At 68.0% G+C, this 15,922-nt stretch carries 12 protein-coding genes; 5 read left to right on the top strand and 7 right to left on the bottom strand.

Features of this window, described 5'->3' with window-relative positions:
• Positions 1-35: 35 nt before the first annotated feature.
• Positions 36-710 (bottom strand): peptide-methionine (S)-S-oxide reductase MsrA, encoded by a 675-nt coding sequence (msrA, locus tag ACWPM1_RS00560; RefSeq protein WP_455692905.1) that lies wholly within the window; start codon positions 708-710, stop codon positions 36-38.
• 199 nt (positions 711-909) lie between these two features.
• Here msrA and ACWPM1_RS00555 point away from each other — a divergent pair, with 199 nt between their 5' ends.
• Entirely contained in the window at positions 910-2,475 is a 1,566-nt protein-coding gene (locus tag ACWPM1_RS00555) for a phytoene desaturase family protein (RefSeq protein WP_455692904.1), read from the top strand.
• 18 nt (positions 2,476-2,493) lie between these two features.
• Here the strand turns inward: ACWPM1_RS00555 and purH are convergent, their stop codons facing one another.
• Genes purH through rpe form a run of 3 tightly spaced genes read right to left on the bottom strand, consistent with a single transcriptional unit; the run spans position 2,494 to position 6,592 of the window.
• Complete coding sequence (gene purH / locus ACWPM1_RS00550) at positions 2,494-4,083, bottom strand: bifunctional phosphoribosylaminoimidazolecarboxamide formyltransferase/IMP cyclohydrolase (protein WP_455692903.1); 1,590 nt, start codon at positions 4,081-4,083, stop codon at positions 2,494-2,496.
• A gap of 5 nt (positions 4,084-4,088) precedes the next feature.
• Positions 4,089-5,870 carry a heparinase II/III family protein gene (locus ACWPM1_RS00545; RefSeq protein ID WP_455695088.1) on the bottom strand — a complete coding sequence of 594 codons (1,782 nt, stop codon included), beginning with the start codon at positions 5,868-5,870 and terminating at the stop codon, positions 4,089-4,091.
• A gap of 56 nt (positions 5,871-5,926) precedes the next feature.
• Positions 5,927-6,592, bottom strand: coding sequence for a ribulose-phosphate 3-epimerase (gene rpe, locus ACWPM1_RS00540; RefSeq protein ID WP_455692902.1), 666 nt, complete (start codon positions 6,590-6,592; stop codon positions 5,927-5,929).
• A 239-nt stretch (positions 6,593-6,831) separates the two neighbouring features.
• Between rpe and ACWPM1_RS00535 the strand changes: the two genes are divergently transcribed.
• Positions 6,832-7,332 (top strand): DUF2141 domain-containing protein, encoded by a 501-nt coding sequence (locus tag ACWPM1_RS00535; protein WP_455692901.1) that lies wholly within the window; start codon positions 6,832-6,834, stop codon positions 7,330-7,332.
• 14 nt (positions 7,333-7,346) lie between these two features.
• Here the strand turns inward: ACWPM1_RS00535 and ACWPM1_RS00530 are convergent, their stop codons facing one another.
• Both ACWPM1_RS00530 and ACWPM1_RS00525 read right to left on the bottom strand, forming a co-directional pair.
• The gene (locus ACWPM1_RS00530; protein WP_455692900.1) at positions 7,347-8,234 is read right to left on the bottom strand and encodes a hypothetical protein; all 888 of its coding nucleotides are present in this window, start codon (positions 8,232-8,234) and stop codon (positions 7,347-7,349) included.
• Entirely contained in the window at positions 8,231-9,208 is a 978-nt protein-coding gene (locus ACWPM1_RS00525; protein WP_455692899.1) for a diacylglycerol/lipid kinase family protein, read from the bottom strand. The genes ACWPM1_RS00530 and ACWPM1_RS00525 overlap by 4 nt, the downstream gene beginning before the upstream one ends.
• A gap of 84 nt (positions 9,209-9,292) precedes the next feature.
• Here ACWPM1_RS00525 and ACWPM1_RS00520 point away from each other — a divergent pair, with 84 nt between their 5' ends.
• The 3 genes from ACWPM1_RS00520 (at position 9,293) to putA (ending at position 15,240) form a co-directional block, all read left to right on the top strand.
• Positions 9,293-10,489, top strand: a complete 1,197-nt coding sequence (locus ACWPM1_RS00520) for a M20 metallopeptidase family protein (protein ID WP_455692898.1) — start codon at positions 9,293-9,295, stop codon at positions 10,487-10,489.
• Between the two features lie 77 nt (positions 10,490-10,566).
• Positions 10,567-12,105: a long-chain-fatty-acid--CoA ligase gene (locus ACWPM1_RS00515; protein ID WP_455692897.1), complete on the top strand. Its 1,539-nt coding sequence runs from the start codon at positions 10,567-10,569 to the stop codon at positions 12,103-12,105.
• Between the two features lie 42 nt (positions 12,106-12,147).
• Positions 12,148-15,240: a bifunctional proline dehydrogenase/L-glutamate gamma-semialdehyde dehydrogenase PutA gene (putA, locus tag ACWPM1_RS00510; protein WP_455692896.1), complete on the top strand. Its 3,093-nt coding sequence runs from the start codon at positions 12,148-12,150 to the stop codon at positions 15,238-15,240.
• On the opposite strand, the gene ACWPM1_RS00505 is transcribed toward putA, so the two are convergent.
• Complete coding sequence (locus ACWPM1_RS00505) at positions 15,237-15,863, bottom strand: TetR/AcrR family transcriptional regulator (RefSeq protein ID WP_455692895.1); 627 nt, start codon at positions 15,861-15,863, stop codon at positions 15,237-15,239. The two genes, putA and ACWPM1_RS00505, sit on opposite strands and share 4 nt — an antisense overlap.
• Positions 15,864-15,922: the final 59 nt, after the last annotated feature.

Genomic DNA, 15,922 nt, shown 5'->3' with positions numbered 1-15,922 from the left:
ATGTAGTGCGGTTGGCGGCGCGATGCCAGTGCCGGCTAGTTGGGGGTGAAACCCGCCTTGTAGAGCGTGGGGTACATCGTCTTGAGCGCGGCCACCTTGGGCGCATCCCACCGAAGGATGTAGCCGTGCTTGGGGTTCTTGAGCGCGAAGTCCTGGTGATAGCGTTCCGCCGGGTAGAACGCCTGGGCGCGCTCGAGACCGGTGATGATCGGTTTCTCCCACACGCCTGAGCCCGCCATCTGCTTGAGGTAGGCGTTGCCGACGGCACGCTGTTCCTCGCTCATCGGCACGAGGGCGGCACGGTATTGAGCGCCGACATCGGGCCCTTGACGGTTCTTCAGCGTGGGGTCGGCGACCACCGAGAAGAAAACACGCAGCAACTGGTCGTAGCGCACCACGGCCGGATCGTAAGATACCTTCACGGCCTCGGCGTGATCGGTAACACCCGAGGAAACGAGGTCGTAAGTGGCCGAGCGCGCGGTGCCTCCATGGTAGCCGCTGACCGCACTCTTCACCCCTTTGACGTGGCTGAACACGGCCTCGACGCCCCAGAAGCATCCGCCGGCGAAGATCGCGGTCTTGAGGCCCGGTTTCTCGGCGGCGATGCGCTTGGCGGCCGGCGCCGCTACCGCCTTCTCGGCTGCGAGCAGTGGTTGCTGACACCCGGCCAGCGCCAGCCCCAACGCAAGACCGAGGGCGGCGCGCCTCACGCCAACGCAGATAGCTGGGGCGCCACCTGCCACACGGCAAGGCCGGCGCCCACGAGGAAGCCGATGGCGAAGTTGCGATAGAGATCGGGCTTGAAGAGTCCCATGACGTCTTTCCTTTGGCTGCCCGATATGGCTAGCCGGGATGGTATTGCGACCTGCTTAATGTTTGTGTTGCGCTAAGTTCAGGTTTGGGGGGCGAATGCTCGACGCGGTCATCATCGGAGCAGGACATAATGGCCTGGTGTGCGGGTTCTACCTTGCGCGGGCCGGCCTCAAGGTCCGGCTGTACGAGGCGCGGGGGGTGGTCGGCGGCGCTGCGGTGACCGAGGAATTTGCGCCGGGCTTCCGCAACTCGACCGCGAGCTACACCGTGAGCCTTTTGCAGCCCAAAGTGATCGCCGACATGGGGCTGGATCGACGGGGCTATCGGGTGATCGAGCGGCCGGTATCGAACTTCCTACCACTCGAAGGCGACTTTCTCGTTCTCGGTGGCGGTCTTGAAGCAACGCAGACGGAGTTCGCGCGGTTCTCAGCAAAGGATGCGGCAGCGCTTCCTGCATATTATGCGATGCTCGAGACGGTGGCGGAAGTGCTCCGTGACCTCGCGCTAAAGATCCCCCCGCGGGCCGACGGCGGCCTGCGTGGCCTGGTCGATGCGGCGATGCAGTCGCGCAAGGTCGCCCGGCTGCCACTGGCCGCGCAGCGCGACGTGCTGGCGTTGTTCACCCGCTCGGCGCGAGAAGTCCTCGACGGCTGGTTCGAGAGCGAGCCGGTCAAAGCGGCGTTCGGGTTCGACGCCTGCGTAGGCAACTACGCTTCGCCCGATGCTCTTGGCAGCGCGTACGTCCTCCTCCATCACGTCTTCGGCGAGGTGAACGGCAAGAAGGGTGCCTGGGGCCATGTTCCCGGCGGCATGGGGACCATCACCCGCCTGATGGCCGAAGCGCTGCGCGATGCGGGCGGCGAGATCGTCACCGATGCCCCGGTTGAGAACGTTTTGATCGAGGATGGCAAAGCCGTCGGCGTGCGGTTGGCAGGCGGCGAAGAGATACGCGCGAAGCGGGTCATCGCCAACCTGGGGCCCAAGCCGTTGTTTGAACGGCTGGTGCCGCGTGCAGCGATTCCCGCCGATTTCGCCCGGGCGATGGACGGCTATGCGGGGGGCTCGGGATCATTGAGGATGAACCTCGCGCTGGCGGGCCTGCCCCGTTTCCGTCATTCGCCACCGGGCGATGACCACCTCAAGGCCGGGATCGTGATCGCGCCGAGCCTCGACTATATGGACCGGGCGTGGCGCGATGCCAGCGAGCATGGCTTCAGCAAGGCGCCGATCGTCGAAATGCTGATTCCGAGCTTGGTCGACGATAGTCTCGCCCCGCCGGGGCAGCATGTCGCCAGCCTGTTTTGCCAGCATGTCGATCCCGACCTGCCGGAGGAGCGCGAAGAAGAGGCGATCGAGGCGGTCCTCGCCACGATCGAGGAACAAGCTCCCGGCTTCCGGGCACAGGTTCTCCACCGACAAGTCCACACCCCGCGTGCGCTCGAAGCTAAGTTCGGGTTGTGGCGGGGTGACATCTTCCACGGCCGAATGAGCCTCGACCAGCTGTGGGCTGCCCGTCCGGCGCTCGGGGCAGGAAGCTACCGAACTCCGCTCCCCGGATTGTGGCTATGCGGCGCCGGCGCGCACCCGGGCGGGGGCGTTACTGGCGCGCCGGGGCACAACTGCGCCCATGCCGTGCTGCGCGAGCGACGGTGGTGGGGGTAGACAGCTCCGGGAGGGGGCCTAGTGCCGGAAGTGGCGCATGGCGGTGAATACCATCGCCAGGCCGGCCTTGTCGGCGGCCCCGATCACTTCGTCGTCGCGGATCGAGCCGCCCGGTTGGATCACCGCGGTTGCGCCCGCTTCAGCCGCCGCCAGCAGGCCGTCGGCAAACGGAAAGAACGCGTCGGAGGCGACCGCGCTGCCGACGGTGCGCGACTTCGGCCAGCCGAACTTCTCTGCCGCCTCTGCCGCCTTCATCGCCGCGATGCGCGAGCTGTCGCGCCGGTTCATTTGCCCCGCCCCAATTCCGGCGGTGGCGCCGTCCTTGGCATAGACGATTGCGTTCGATTTCACGTGCCGGGCAACGGTCCACGCGAACAGGCAATCCTTCAGCTCTTGGCTAGTCGGAGCGCGCTTCGTGACGACCTTGAGGTCGTCCTCCGTGATCGCGCCATTGTCGCGCGTCTGCACCAGCAACCCGCCGGTGATCGGCTTGATGGAGAGCCCGGCGCGGCGTGGGTCGGGGAGGTCGCCGGTCAGGAGCAGCCGCAGGTTCTTCTTGCGGGCGAACGCGGCCTTCGCCGCATCGTCGGCATCGGGGGCCACGACCACTTCGGTGAATATCTCGCAGATCGCCTCGGCGGTCGGCCCGTCGAGCACGGTATTGACGGCGACGATCCCGCCGAAGGCCGAAACATCGTCGCAATGAAGCGCTTCATCCCACGCCTCCAATAGTGAAGAGCGCTGTGCAACACCGCATGGATTGGCGTGTTTAACGATGACAACCGCTGGATCCTGCCCGGCGAACTCGGCGACCAGCTCGAGCGCCGCGTCGGCATCGGCGTAGTTGTTGTAGCTCAGCTCCTTGCCCTGGATCTGTGTTGCCTGCGCGATGCCATGCCCGTGCGGCCCGATCGGCGTGTAAAGCGCTGCCTTCTGGTGCGGATTCTCGCCGTAGCGCAGCTCCGACACCCGCTTGCCGTTGACGGCGAGCATGGCGGGAAATTGCTCCTGCTGGTCGGCGAAAGCGAACCACTGGCTGATCATGCTGTCGTAGGCGGCGGTGGCGCCGAACGCCTTGGCGGCCATCCGCTTGCGGAATTCGAGCGTGGTGGCGCCGTCGTGCGCCCCGAGTTCGGCGAGCAGGTCGTCGTAGTCGGCGGGGTCGGTCACGATCGTCACGTAGCGGTGGTTCTTCGCCGCCGAGCGCACCATGCTCGGGCCGCCGATATCGATGTTCTCGATGATCTCGTCGCGCTCGGCCCCGCGCATCACGGTCGCCTCGAACGGATAGAGATTGACCACGACGAGATCGATAGCGCCGATTTCGTGAGCCTCCATCGCCGCGGCGTGCTCGGGGTTGTCGCGCACCGCCAGCAGCCCGCCATGAACCATGGGATGAAGCGTCTTCACCCGCCCATCCATCATCTCGGGAAACCCGGTGAGGTCGGACACGTCGCGAACCTCCAGCCCCAAGTCGCGCAGCGCCTTAGCGGTCCCGCCGGTCGAGATCAGTTCGACTCCGGCGTCGGCGAGCGTGGCGCCAAGCGCGGCCAGCCCTTCCTTGTCGGACACCGAAAGCAGCGCCCGCCTGATCGTCACGTCGGTCAAAAGTGTTATCCCATTTTCTTGAAGAGCCAGGCGAAGCTGCCGCCGCTCCTCGGAGTCAGGCCCTGTATCACGAGCTGTTCTATCGGCTGCGGGCGGCCTTGGCCATCGACCCACAAGCTCTCCTCGATCCCGAGGGTCACGCCGTCGCCCACCTGCCCCAGGCGGAACTGCCAGTAGCTGCCGTCGGGAAGGGCGAGCCCGGCCCCCTGCCCGTCGTCGCTCAGCCCCAGCTCGATGCCCGGCCCGATATGGAAGCGGATGGCGAAGCCGATCTTGCCGCGCTTGCCGTGCTTGCCGGCGGGCACGAGCAGGTCCTCGCCGCGCAGTTCGCTGCCGTCTTCCCGCAAGATCAGGATTCGCCGGTGGACGAGGCCGTGGCGCGGCACATAGCCGTCGTGGCAGGCCTCCAGCCGGGTCGCGTTGCCGTTGCCGAGCACCATTACCCGGCGGTCGATCTCGACCTCGCCGACGCCCTTGCCGAGCTTGCCATGCAGGAGGACGGCGGTGGAGTTGGCATCGTCGAGGATCAGGGTGGAATGGGCCGCGGTGGCCCGCAGCCCCTGCTCGATGCGCACCGGCACCTGGCCGCCGGCAAACGCGGCGCCGCCGCAGTTGACGATCAGCCGTTGCGGGCCGTGGCTGAACTCGAAGGCGAGGGTCGAAGCGCAGCCCGAGCGCGCGTGCTTCGCCAGCGGAGGCGGTGCGGCGTCGAATTGGAGCACGGCTTTCCCGCCGGTCGCCCGCTGGTAACCCCACTGGCGGGTGTCCTTGAGCGGCCGGGTCCGCACGCCGCTGGCGGCGACCAGCGCGGACAGGCGTTCGGCCGACACCGCGCCCGCGCCCTGCCATGAGCCGAGCCCGCCATCGCTGTGCGTCAGTCCGAGGAGCGGCGGCACGAGCATCGCCAGCATCGCGTCGATCGCCGCCGGCGGGTCGCGCCGGACCGCACGGTAGCAGGCCTTGAGCTCGGTCAGCAGGCCGATCGCGTCGATCTGGGCCAGCGGGCTGCGCGACAGCGACCCGCCATCGTCCGCCACGAGTTCGCCCAGCGATTCGATGAGGCCGGTCTCGCCGTACAGGCGACGCGGCTTGCCATCGGGAAGCAGCAAGCCGGCGGCGACGATGGCGGTCCAGCCGGTGACTTCCGCCAGGCGGTCCGGTGCCTTCGCGGCATGCCGGTCGAGCCAGCGAGCCGTGACCTCCATGGTCGCCAGCGTGCGGGCGCGCAGCTTGCCGTCGCCCGACAGGATCAGCGGCGCATGAACCAGCCAGCCGAGCAGCCGCAGACCGGCATTCTCGACTTGCCACGCCGCCCCTTTGCCAGGCTTGGGATTGGCTTTCAGCCAAGCGGCCAGCACGCGCTCGGCCGTCGCCGTACATTGCTCGCGGTGGGCGCAGGCGGCCAGGTCCCGCAACCAAGTGAATCCATGCACCGTGCGCTCGAACGGCGGCGTCAACCGGGCCGCTGCGGCGAAGTCCATCTGGGCGATGGGCGCCTTGACGCCATGAACCAGGAAATGCCCGGCGCGCAGCGCCACGCCCGCGGCGCGGTCCCCGCTCACCGGGCTATCGACAGTGCCCAGCAAGCGCGGCTTGGCCGGTTTGCCGAACGGCCGCGCAAGCGTCGCGCCCGACACGCCCAGGCGGTAGGCGAGCCGGATCAAGGCCTCGCCGGCGCCGAGCGAGGGTCGCGAAAAATCGGCGATGGCGAGCGCCCGGCCGGGTTCGATGACTTCGCCCGGCGCCCGGTCGAGAACGTGGGGCTCCTCGCCCGGGCCGAGCGCCATCGCGCGGCGTTCCACTCCGGGGGCGCGCTCGCGGACTTGATCGAGCGCGGCCGGGCTCATTGAGCATGGCCCTTGAGGGCGGAGATATTGGCGGCGTAACACCCGGGGCCGCCCTTGAAGGTTGCCGAACCCGCCACGAGGACGTCGGCGCCGGCATCGACGCACTGCCTCGCCGTGACGGCGTCGACCCCGCCATCGACTTCGAGGTGAATCGGCCGCCCCGTCTTGTCGATCATCTTGCGGACCGCCTCGATCTTGCGAAGCTGGCTGGCGATGAAGCTCTGGCCGCCGAACCCGGGGTTGACGCTCATCACCAGCACGAGGTCGATATCGTCGATCAGGTAATCGAGCATCTTGGCCGGAGTTGCCGGATTGAGGCTGATGCCCGCTTTCTTGCCGAGCGCCTTGATCGCCTGGACGGTGCGGTGGACGTGGGGGCCCGCCTCTGGGTGGACCGTGATCACGTCCGCCCCCGCCTCGGCGAAAGGCTCGAGCCAGTTGTCGACCGGGCTGACCATCAGATGGACGTCGAAGGGCTTGGCGGTATGCGGGCGCAGCGCCTTCACTACGCCCGGGCCGATAGTCAGATTGGGGACGAAATGGCCGTCCATCACGTCCACATGGATCCAGTCGGCACCCGCCGCGTCGATCGCGCGCACCTCTTCGCCCAGCCGAGAGAAGTCGGCGGAAAGGATCGACGGTGAAATCAGCGGGCTGGCCATGCCGCGTAAGGGCTCCTGATGCCTGCCGTCCGCTTAACCATCGTCGCCGAGCGCAGACAAGCGAAGCCTCCCCCTTTTCCACACACCCCCGCCCCGATTTTGCGCGGGGAGGCGATTGCCTGCTTGCGCTTCCCAATTCAGAACAGATTAAGGCCCGCTGCGCCACATACGCGCTCGATCGAAGGGCAATGGCGCATGCGGGTTGAGCCCGGCGCACCGCCCAGCCATAGGGCTTTCTCATGCAATCGAAGAACTCGTTACTCTCTGCCCCCCTGCTTGCGCTGGCCGCGCTGTCGCTCGGTGCGGCCGTCCCCGTACAGGCGCAATACCGCCAGAAGATCGACAACGACATGGGCGAATGCCGCGGGGGAAGCGGCCCGGCCGTGCTGGTGACGGTCGATGGCATCAAGGCTTCCACCGGCCGCGTCAGGGCGCAGGTCTATCGCGCGACCGCCGCGGACTGGCTCAAGAAGGGCCGCTGGCTCAATCGCATCGACATCCCGGCCAGGGCGGGGTCGATGAGCTTCTGTCTGCCGGTTCCCTCCGGCGGCAACTATGCTGTCGCGGTGCGCCACGATCTCGATGGGGACGGCGAGACCGATTTGATGGGGGACGGTGGCGGCATGTCGAACAACCCGTCGATCAACATCTTCAATCTCGGCCGGCCCAGCGTGACCAAGACGAGCTTCGCAGTGGGCTCCGGCCCAAAGTCGATCAGCATCCGCATGCGCTACCGCTGAGGCGGTAGCGGCGGCTACTTACGCTCGCGCCAGACCCGCCACAACACCCCCGGGGCGGCCAGCACGGGGTGCTTCTCGCGCCAAGGGGAAAGCCGCACGGCGACGCCCGTGTGGCGCTCGATCTTCCACGCGGCGTAGCGCGCGGCGCCTTCGAAGGTCGTGCTGGCCTTCACCAGCCGCAATAGGTTGAGCGGCTTCCCGAGACGCTGCCGGGTGCGCCACCAGGCAATCACGCGCGCTCGTGCGTCGCCATCGAGCCGCGGCGCGAGGCGTTCGCCATCGCTGTCGAAGGCGATGCCCTCGGCCTCCCAGGCGAGCGGTAGCAGTCCTTGGAAATGCGCGGCGTTGACCGCGAGAATGTCGTTCTCGCGGCCAGGCTTCTCGACCCTGAACTCGGCGCGGTAGGTGGCGCGGAACAGCGCGCGCCAATAATCTTCCGGACTACCCTGTGAAGGTCCAAGCACCGCGGCAAGGCGGGCGCCGGTCCGCGCGGCATCGGCCACGGCCGCCGCTACCTCGCGCCGCGCCTCGTCGTCCTCCGCCCAGGCCAGGCCCGCGGGCTGGACGAAGCGTGCCCAGATGGTCGTGTCGCGGGATTCGCCCCGGGCCGCCCGGGCAAAGGTGTTCAGCGCCATCGTCGCGATCTTGGCCCGGAGGGTGCCCGCCGCCGTTTCCCATTCGCGATAGGAGACCCGCGGCCAGATTCTTTCGGCCTGTTCGCCGGGCATAAGGACGTAAAAGTCCAGCACACCGTCCAGCGAACCGGTGCGCAAGTTGGACCCGTAGAACAGCACTGCGCGCGCGCCGGCCTCGCAACCGAGCTCCGCGGCGAGGGCCCGCACCTGCGGCGCGATGGGCGCGTCGAGGGAGTCCGCGATCCGCGCCTCGAGCGGCGATGTCACGGGACGACGAAGGACAGTTCGGGCCCCGCCACGATCTCGTAGCGGCCCGCGGGGAATGCTTCGCCGTCGAGGATGAAGCGGTCGTCCGTCTCCAGCTCGAAGCGATCGGTCGCGCAGCGGTGCACGCCGTTCCGGTCCAGCCAGTCGCTGTTCCACCCGGCGGCGAGGGCCGGGATCGCCAGCATTACCCGTCGGCGCGGGTGGTCCAGCACCGCGAGCTTCAGGCCCGTAAGCTCGCCGAACGGCTGCAGTCCGAGGGGAAAGCGCTCGAGCGTGGCGGCCAGGAGCATGGTCCGCCGCGCCGGGTCCCCCCAGCGGGAGCGGGGCAATTCTCGCCTTTCGGGGCCGGTGCGAATCGTCAGCCGGGCCCCGCGCCGCCAGCGGTTGCGGTCGCTCCCCAGCAGAGCCTGGATTATGCCCCAGGCCGCGGTGGCGCCGACCGCCAGGCTGTCGAACGCGCCCAGCCGGTGCGCGTCCTGCCCCGCGGCGATCGCGGTGGTGAAGATACCCGCGCCCAGCACGAAGCCGGCAAGTTCGCCGCCGCCGTCGAGATCGCGCACCAGCAGGGGCCGGCGGGCTACCCGGTTGCCGTCCGCGAGCGCCGCCATGACGCCTTCGAGGGTCCAATCCTTGGGGGCGCCGAGGTCGACGTTGAGCGCGTTGGTCTTGCCCGCCGGAAGGACCGCCAGCGCCGGCCACTCCGACCCGAACAGGCCCAGGCCCGCTGTGAGCACATCGCGCACGGTCCCGTCGCCGCCGCTGATGGCGATGCAGGTCACGCCCTTGGCGGCGAAGTCCTCGAGCGCGGGCCGCAGATCCGCTCGCCGTTCCGGCGACACGACATGAACGCCGGTGAGACCGTCGATCGATGCCTGAAGCTGCCGGTTGCGATGGCTGCGCGGATTGAACACCACGCCCACAACCGGCTCGGGGTCAGGCAGCGCTACGTTTGCGAGGGCGGGAAAGGCGGCCATGGTCAGTGGGGCTTTAGATGGAGCGCGGGCAGGGGGGCCACAAGTTTTTGAGCAATGCACCGGACTCTCGGTTACTCTCAGGCCATGCTGCACCCCGATCTGCTCGATTCGGCCCGTTCGATCGCCGACCGCATCGTCACCTTGCGCCGGGCCATTCATGCCGAGCCTGAGCTGGGGCTCGAGACCCCGATGACGCTCGCCAAGGTTCGGGCCGCCCTGGCCCACCTGCCGCTGGACTGGCGCGAGGGCGGCAAGACGACAGGTGCCGTCGCCAGTCTCAAGGGGGCGCGGCCCGGCCGCCGTGTATTATTGCGCGGCGACATGGATGCGCTGCCGATGGACGAGCGCACCGGCCTCGACTTCGCATCGACGATTCCCGGTCGGATGCACGCCTGCGGGCACGACGCGCACACCGCGATGCTCGCCGGTGCCGCCGAGTTGCTGACGGCGCGCCGCGACGCACTGGCGGGCGAGGTGCAGTTCATGTTCCAGCCCGGCGAGGAGGGGTTCCACGGCGCACGGCACATGCTCGACGACGGGTTGATCGACCCGCTCCCTGAGGCGGCGTTCGCGCTCCACATCATGCCCAACGCGCGTCACGGCGCGGTGGCGGGGAGGGCGGGCGCGTTGATGGCGTCGACCGACACGCTCGAGATCGTCGTCGAAGGCAAGGGCGGTCACGCCTCGATGCCGCACGACACGCTCGATCCGGTGCCGGCGGCCTGCGCGATCGTCACCGCGCTGCAAGCGATGGTGACGCGCCGCTTCAACGCCGCCGACGCGGTGGTGGTGACGGTGACGATGATCGAGGCGGGCACGGCCAACAACGTCATCCCCGACCGGGTCACGCTCGGCGGCACGATTCGCACGCTCACTCCGCGCAACCGCGAGAAGGTCCGCGCGCTGGTCGAGGAGACCGCGAAGGGCGTGGCGACGGGTTACGGGGTCGAGGCCAACGTGAATCTCACCGCCGGCTTCCCGGTCACCGTCTGCGACGAGCGCGCGGTAACGCTCGGCTGCTCGGTGACAGGCGAGCTGTTCGGCGAGGCTGCCTGGACGCCGTTGCCCGCACCGATCATGGGCGCGGAGGATTTCTCCTACGTGCTCGAGAAAGTGCCCGGCGCGATGTTCTTCCTTGGGGTGGCGCACGAGGGCGACGACTGGCGCAGCTGTTGCTCGATCCATTCCTCGCGCATGATGGTCGACGAAAGCGTGCTGCCGCGCGGCTCGGCGCTGCTGGCCGGGTGCGCCTTGCGCTATCTCGAACACGGTTTCGACTAAGCGGCTTGCCTAGAAGGGTTGCTGTCGGCAACCTGCCCCCCGCATCCGCTGCACAGACAGCGGGCGAGGAGAGGCGAATGGATTACAAAGACAAGTCGCGTGTATTGGGCGAGGCCATCGCCGAGTGGGCGGCTGAAACCCCGACGAACATCGCGCTGCGCCACGATGACGTCGCCATCGACTGGGCGACCTACGACCGTCACGTAACCCAGATCGCCAACGGCCTCGCGGCGATGGGCCTCAAGTCCGGCGACCGGGTCGCTTATTTGGGCAAGAACTCCTATCGCGCGGCCGAACTCGTCATGGCCTGCGCGCGCGCCGGGATGGTGCTGGTCCCGGTGATCTGGCGGCTGGCCCCGGCGGAAATCGAATACATTCTCAAGGACTGCGACGCGGCCGCGCTGTTCGTCGAGCCAATGTTCGAAAAGCAGCCTTTCGACGGGCCGCGGGTCGCGATGGACAAAAGCTTCGACGCTTGGCGCGATGCTCAATCGGATGCGCCCATCACTACCCCGGTGGACCGCGGCGACGTGTTCCTGATGCTCTACACTTCCGGCACCACAGGGATGCCCAAGGGCGTCATGCTCACTCACCGCAACGCCACCGTGCTGCGGCCGATCGTGCAGCAGACCGGCCTTGGCTGGTTCACCTCGGAGCCCGGCGACGCGCTGATCCACGCGATGCCGTTCGGGCATATCGCCGGGGTCGGCTCGGTGGTCGGCGCGGCCAATTCCGGGCAGCACCTGATCATCCACACCGAGTTCGACCCGGGCCTGATCATCCGCGACATCCAGCGGCATAACGCCAAGCAGGCGTTTCTCGTGCCCGCGGCGCTGGCAATGATGCTCGACCATCCCGACGCCAAGGACGCCGATTTCTCCAACCTGCAGGGCATGGGCTACGGCGCGAGCCCAATCCCGCTCGACCTGCTCCAGCGCGGGGTCGAGCGCCTCCAATGCGACTTCGCCCAGATGTACGGGATGACCGAGACCTTTGGCACGGTGGTCTGCCTCAAGCCCGAGGATCACGGGCCGGGCAAGGAGAAGGTCATGCGCTCGGCGGGCCAGGCATTGCCCTCGGTCGGCCTGCGAATACTGGACGAAGAGGGTAACGTCCTGCCGCCTGGCCAGATCGGCGAAGTGGCGATCAACAGCCCCACCAACATGGCCGGCTACTGGAACAAGCCGGACGAGACCGCTCGGGTGCTGTCGCCGGACAATTGGTTGCGCACCGGCGACGCGGGGATCCTCGATGAGGATGGCTATCTCTACATCCAGGACCGCATCAAGGATATGATCATCACCGGCGGCGAGAACGTCTATCCGGCCGAGGTCGAGAGCGCCATCTACGGCCATCCCGACATCGCCGACGTGGCGGTCATCGGCGTGCCCGACGAAAAGTGGGGCGAGGCGGTCAAGGCGGTGGTGGTGCGGCGGCCCGGCGCGGCGCTCGATGCCGATGGCGTGATCGCCCACGCCAGGGCTAAGATCGCCGGGTTCAAATGCCCCAAGAGCGTCGATTTCATCGACGCGCTGCCCCGCAATCCCTCGGGCAAGATCCTCCGCCGCGAGCTGCGGGCACCGTACTGGGAAGGGCGCGAGCGGCAGGTCAATTGAGCCCGCTTGATTGCAGCTGAAACCGGGTGCAGGGGCGCGCGCATGCCAACCCCCGCCCCGCTTGATCGCCAGACCTTCCGCCTTGCTTACCGGATGGAGGAAGAGGCGTGCGCCACCGAGCGCGTGCGGATGGCTGCGCCGGCGCAGGCCGTGCATGGCGATGGGGCGCGGATCGCCGCGAGGCTGATCGAGGGCGCGCGGGCGCGCAAGGCCAGCGGCCTCGACGCTTTCCTGCAGACCTATGGCCTCGACACCGAAGAGGGCATCGCGCTGATGTGCCTCGCCGAAGCGCTGCTTCGGGTGCCCGACGCCGCCACCGCCGACGCGCTGATCAAAGACAAGATCGGCACCATCGACTGGGGCGAGCACCTCGGCGAATCGAGCTCGACTTTCGTTAATGCGGCGACCTTCTCGCTGATGCTCACCGGCCAGGTGCTCGACCCGCCCGAGGCGCACCAGCGCGGGGCGGGCAAGGCGCTCAGGCGGGCGATCGGGCGCATGGGCGAGCCCGTCATCCGCACCGCGACGCTCCAGGCGATGAAGATCCTCGGCGGCCAGTTCGTGTTTGGGCGGACGATCGACGAGGCGCTGAAACGCGCCGCGCCCGAGCGCGCGCGTGGCCTGCAGCACAGCTTCGACATGCTCGGCGAGGCGGCGATGACCTTCGCCGACGCCGAGCGCTACCGCGCGAGCTACGAGGCGGCGATTGGGCGGCTATCGCGCGAGACCGCGCGGGGATGGGCGGAATCACCCGGAATCTCGGTCAAGCTCTCGGCGCTCTATCCGCGCTACGACTTCCTCCACGCCGACGCCGCTCAGGCCGCGCTGGTGCCGATGATTCGCGACCTTGCCGGTAAGGCCCGTGATGGCGGCATGCACTTCACCATCGATGCCGAGGAGGCCGAGCGGCTCGAACTGTCGATGGACATCATCGAGGCGCTGGTGGCGGACGACAGCCTGTTCGACGGCGATTGGAGCGGCTTCGGGCTGGCGGTGCAAGCCTATCAGAAGCGCGCCGTGCACATGTGCGACTGGGTAGCCAAGCTCGCCCGGCGACATGGCCGGCGGCTGTTCGTGCGGCTGGTCAAGGGCGCCTATTGGGACAGCGAGATCAAGCTGAGCCAAGTGGGCGGCTACGGCGACTATCCGGTGTTCACCCGCAAGGTCTCGACCGATGTCTCCTATCTCGCGTGCGCGGCCAAGCTGCTGGAAGCGGAGGACGTCATTTACTCAGCCTTCGCCACTCACAATGCCTATACGATCGGGGCCATCAAAGCCTTGGCGAACGGGCGTAGATTCGAATTCCAGCGCCTTCACGGGATGGGCGAGGACGTCTACGAGGAGCTCGCCAAGATCGAGGGGAATGCCCGGACCCCGGTGCGGATCTATGCGCCGGTCGGTGGCCATAAGGACTTGCTGGCCTACCTCGTTCGGCGGCTTCTCGAGAACGGGGCGAATTCCAGCTTCGTCAACCGGATGGCCGATGCCGATGTTCCAGTCGCGGCGCTGACCAGCGATCCGGTTGCGGAGTTGGCGGGGTTGCAGCCCAAGCGTAATCCGACGATTCCGCTACCGGGGGACATCTTCGGCAATCGCGCCAATAGCGCCGGAGTCGATCTTGCCGACGCGCTGGTGCGCGAGCCATTGCTCCGCGAACTGGATCAGCTGGCGGATCGGAAGTGGCACGCCTTGCCGACTTTGGCGGACGAAGGGGAAGCTGGAGCGCTTGTTCGCTCACCGACTGACGGCAGCATGGTCGGCACCTGCCGCGACGCGACCGCGGCGGAAGTCGCCAATGCCATAGGCCGCGCCGAGGCAATCCAGCCCGGCTGGAACGCGCTAGGCGGGGAGAAGCGCGCGGTGCTGCTCGAAGCGGCGGCCGATGCTTTCGAGGCGCATACCGCCGAGTTTATCTCGCTGTGCCAGCGCGAGGCGGGCAAAACCATGGTCGACGGCGTGCTCGAACTGCGCGAGGCGGTCGACTTCCTGCGGTTCTACGCAGGCGAGGCGCGGCGGCTGTTTTCGGCGCCGATCGCGCTGCCCGGGCCCACGGGCGAGGAGAACCGCCTGAGCCTCGCCGGGCGCGGGGTGTTCGCGACGATCAGCCCGTGGAATTTTCCGCTGGCGATCTTCATCGGCCCTGCCGCCGCCGCGCTTGCCGCCGGCAACACCGTGGTCGCCAAGCCGGCCGAGCAGACGCCATTGATCGCCGCGCTGGCCATCAGCTTGTGCCACGAAGCGGGGATCCCGCCCGAGGTGCTGCAGCTGCTCCCAGGCGCGGGTGAGGTGGGCCAGGCGATCACATCCGACGAGCGCATCGCCGGGGTCGCGTTCACCGGCTCGACCGCGACTGCGCAGGCGATCAACCGCAGCCTTGCAGCCCGCGAAGGTCCGATCGCCACGCTGGTCGCCGAGACCGGCGGGCAAAACGCGATGATCGTCGACAGCTCGGCGCTGCCCGAGCAGGTAACGCGCGACGTCGTCGCCTCCGCCTTCCAGAGCGCGGGCCAGCGTTGCAGCGCGCTGCGGGTGCTCTACCTGCAGGACGACGTCGCCGACGCGATGCTCGAGATGATCAAGGGCGCATTCGAGGCGCTGGTGATCGGCGACCCGCGCGACAGCGCAACCGACGTCGGCCCGGTGATCGACGAGGAAGCAAAGGCCTCGCTCGAAGCCCATGTCGCTGCCTCGCCCAAGGTCTGGCGACGCGATCTGCCGCCGGGCACCGAGAAGGGTTGCTTCGTCGCCCCGACGATTATCGAGATCGGCTCGATCCGCGAGCTTTCCAGGGAGAACTTCGGCCCGGTGCTGCATGTCGCGCGCTTCCGCGGTGACCAGCTCGAGCAGGTGATCGCCGACATCAACGCCTCGGGCTTCGGCCTCACCCTAGGCCTCCACAGCCGCATCGCGGACACCCGCCGGACAGTCGAACGGCTGGCCAAGGTCGGCAACCTCTACGTCAACCGCAACCAGATCGGCGCGGTGGTCGAGAGCCAGCCCTTCGGCGGCGAAGGCTTGTCGGGGACTGGGCCCAAGGCCGGTGGACCGCACTATGTTCTGCGCTTCGCGACCGAGCGGGTGGTGACGATCGATACTACCGCGGCCGGGGGCAACGCCAGCCTGCTGGCGAGCTAGCGCGCGGCGAGCCCGTCGCGCAGCAGGGCGGCGATCGCCTCGGTAATGTCGGCCGGCGGCCGGCTCTCGTCCCACACGCCGAAGCGCATGCCGAGGAAGACATTCATCCCCATCATGGCCCAGGCGCGCACTTCGTTGTCGCCAGGGGCGACCTCGCCGCGCCCGACCGCCTGATCGAGCCGGGCGGTGATGCGCTTGGCCGCGTCTTCGTAGTGCGCGCGGTAGCTGGCCGGATCGATGAACTCGGCCTCGTCGATGATGCGGTAGATTTCCTTGTGCTCGCGGGCGAAGCCGAGGAACGCGGTAAGGATTTCCCGTTCGCGAGCGAGCCCGGAAATACCGTCGGGCGTCGCCCCTACCGCAGCCTCGGCGACCGCGCGGCTCATGTCCTTCACCAGCGCGGAGAAGATCGCCTCCTTGCTGTCGAAGTAGGTGTAGAAGCTGCCGAGCGCGGTGCCGGCGCGGCGGGTGATGCCGCTGATCGAGGCGGCGTGAAAACCGAGCTCGCCGAACTCCTTGGCAGCGGCGTCGAGCAGCTTGCGCAGCGTCGCGCGCCCGCGTGCGGTGCGCGGCTCCTTGCCGGGGCTGGCGGCGTTGTTCGCTTGCTGTGGAATTGTGGCCATTGGGCAACGGATATGCGCGCCATCGACAACACGCAACAAAAAAAGTTGAAAGGTGGTTC

The organism is Tsuneonella sp. HG249, from assembly GCF_053819205.1.
This window is presented reverse-complemented; position numbering and strand designations above follow the sequence as displayed.

Excerpts from the sequence above, each read along its gene's own strand:
- ACWPM1_RS00555 (WP_455692904.1), top strand. The coding sequence starts at position 910 with ATGCTCGACGCGGTCATCATCGGAGCAGGACATAATGGCCTGGTGTGC.
- ACWPM1_RS00545 (WP_455695088.1), bottom strand. The coding sequence starts at position 5,870 with ATGGCGCTCGGCCCGGGCGAGGAGCCCCACGTTCTCGACCGGGCGCCG.
- rpe (WP_455692902.1), bottom strand. The coding sequence starts at position 6,592 with ATGGCCAGCCCGCTGATTTCACCGTCGATCCTTTCCGCCGACTTCTCT.
- ACWPM1_RS00535 (WP_455692901.1), top strand. The coding sequence starts at position 6,832 with ATGCAATCGAAGAACTCGTTACTCTCTGCCCCCCTGCTTGCGCTGGCC.
- ACWPM1_RS00525 (WP_455692899.1), bottom strand. The coding sequence starts at position 9,208 with ATGGCCGCCTTTCCCGCCCTCGCAAACGTAGCGCTGCCTGACCCCGAG.
- ACWPM1_RS00520 (WP_455692898.1), top strand. The coding sequence starts at position 9,293 with ATGCTGCACCCCGATCTGCTCGATTCGGCCCGTTCGATCGCCGACCGC.
- ACWPM1_RS00515 (WP_455692897.1), top strand. The coding sequence starts at position 10,567 with ATGGATTACAAAGACAAGTCGCGTGTATTGGGCGAGGCCATCGCCGAG.
- putA (WP_455692896.1), top strand. The coding sequence starts at position 12,148 with ATGCCAACCCCCGCCCCGCTTGATCGCCAGACCTTCCGCCTTGCTTAC.
- ACWPM1_RS00505 (WP_455692895.1), bottom strand. The coding sequence starts at position 15,863 with ATGGCCACAATTCCACAGCAAGCGAACAACGCCGCCAGCCCCGGCAAG.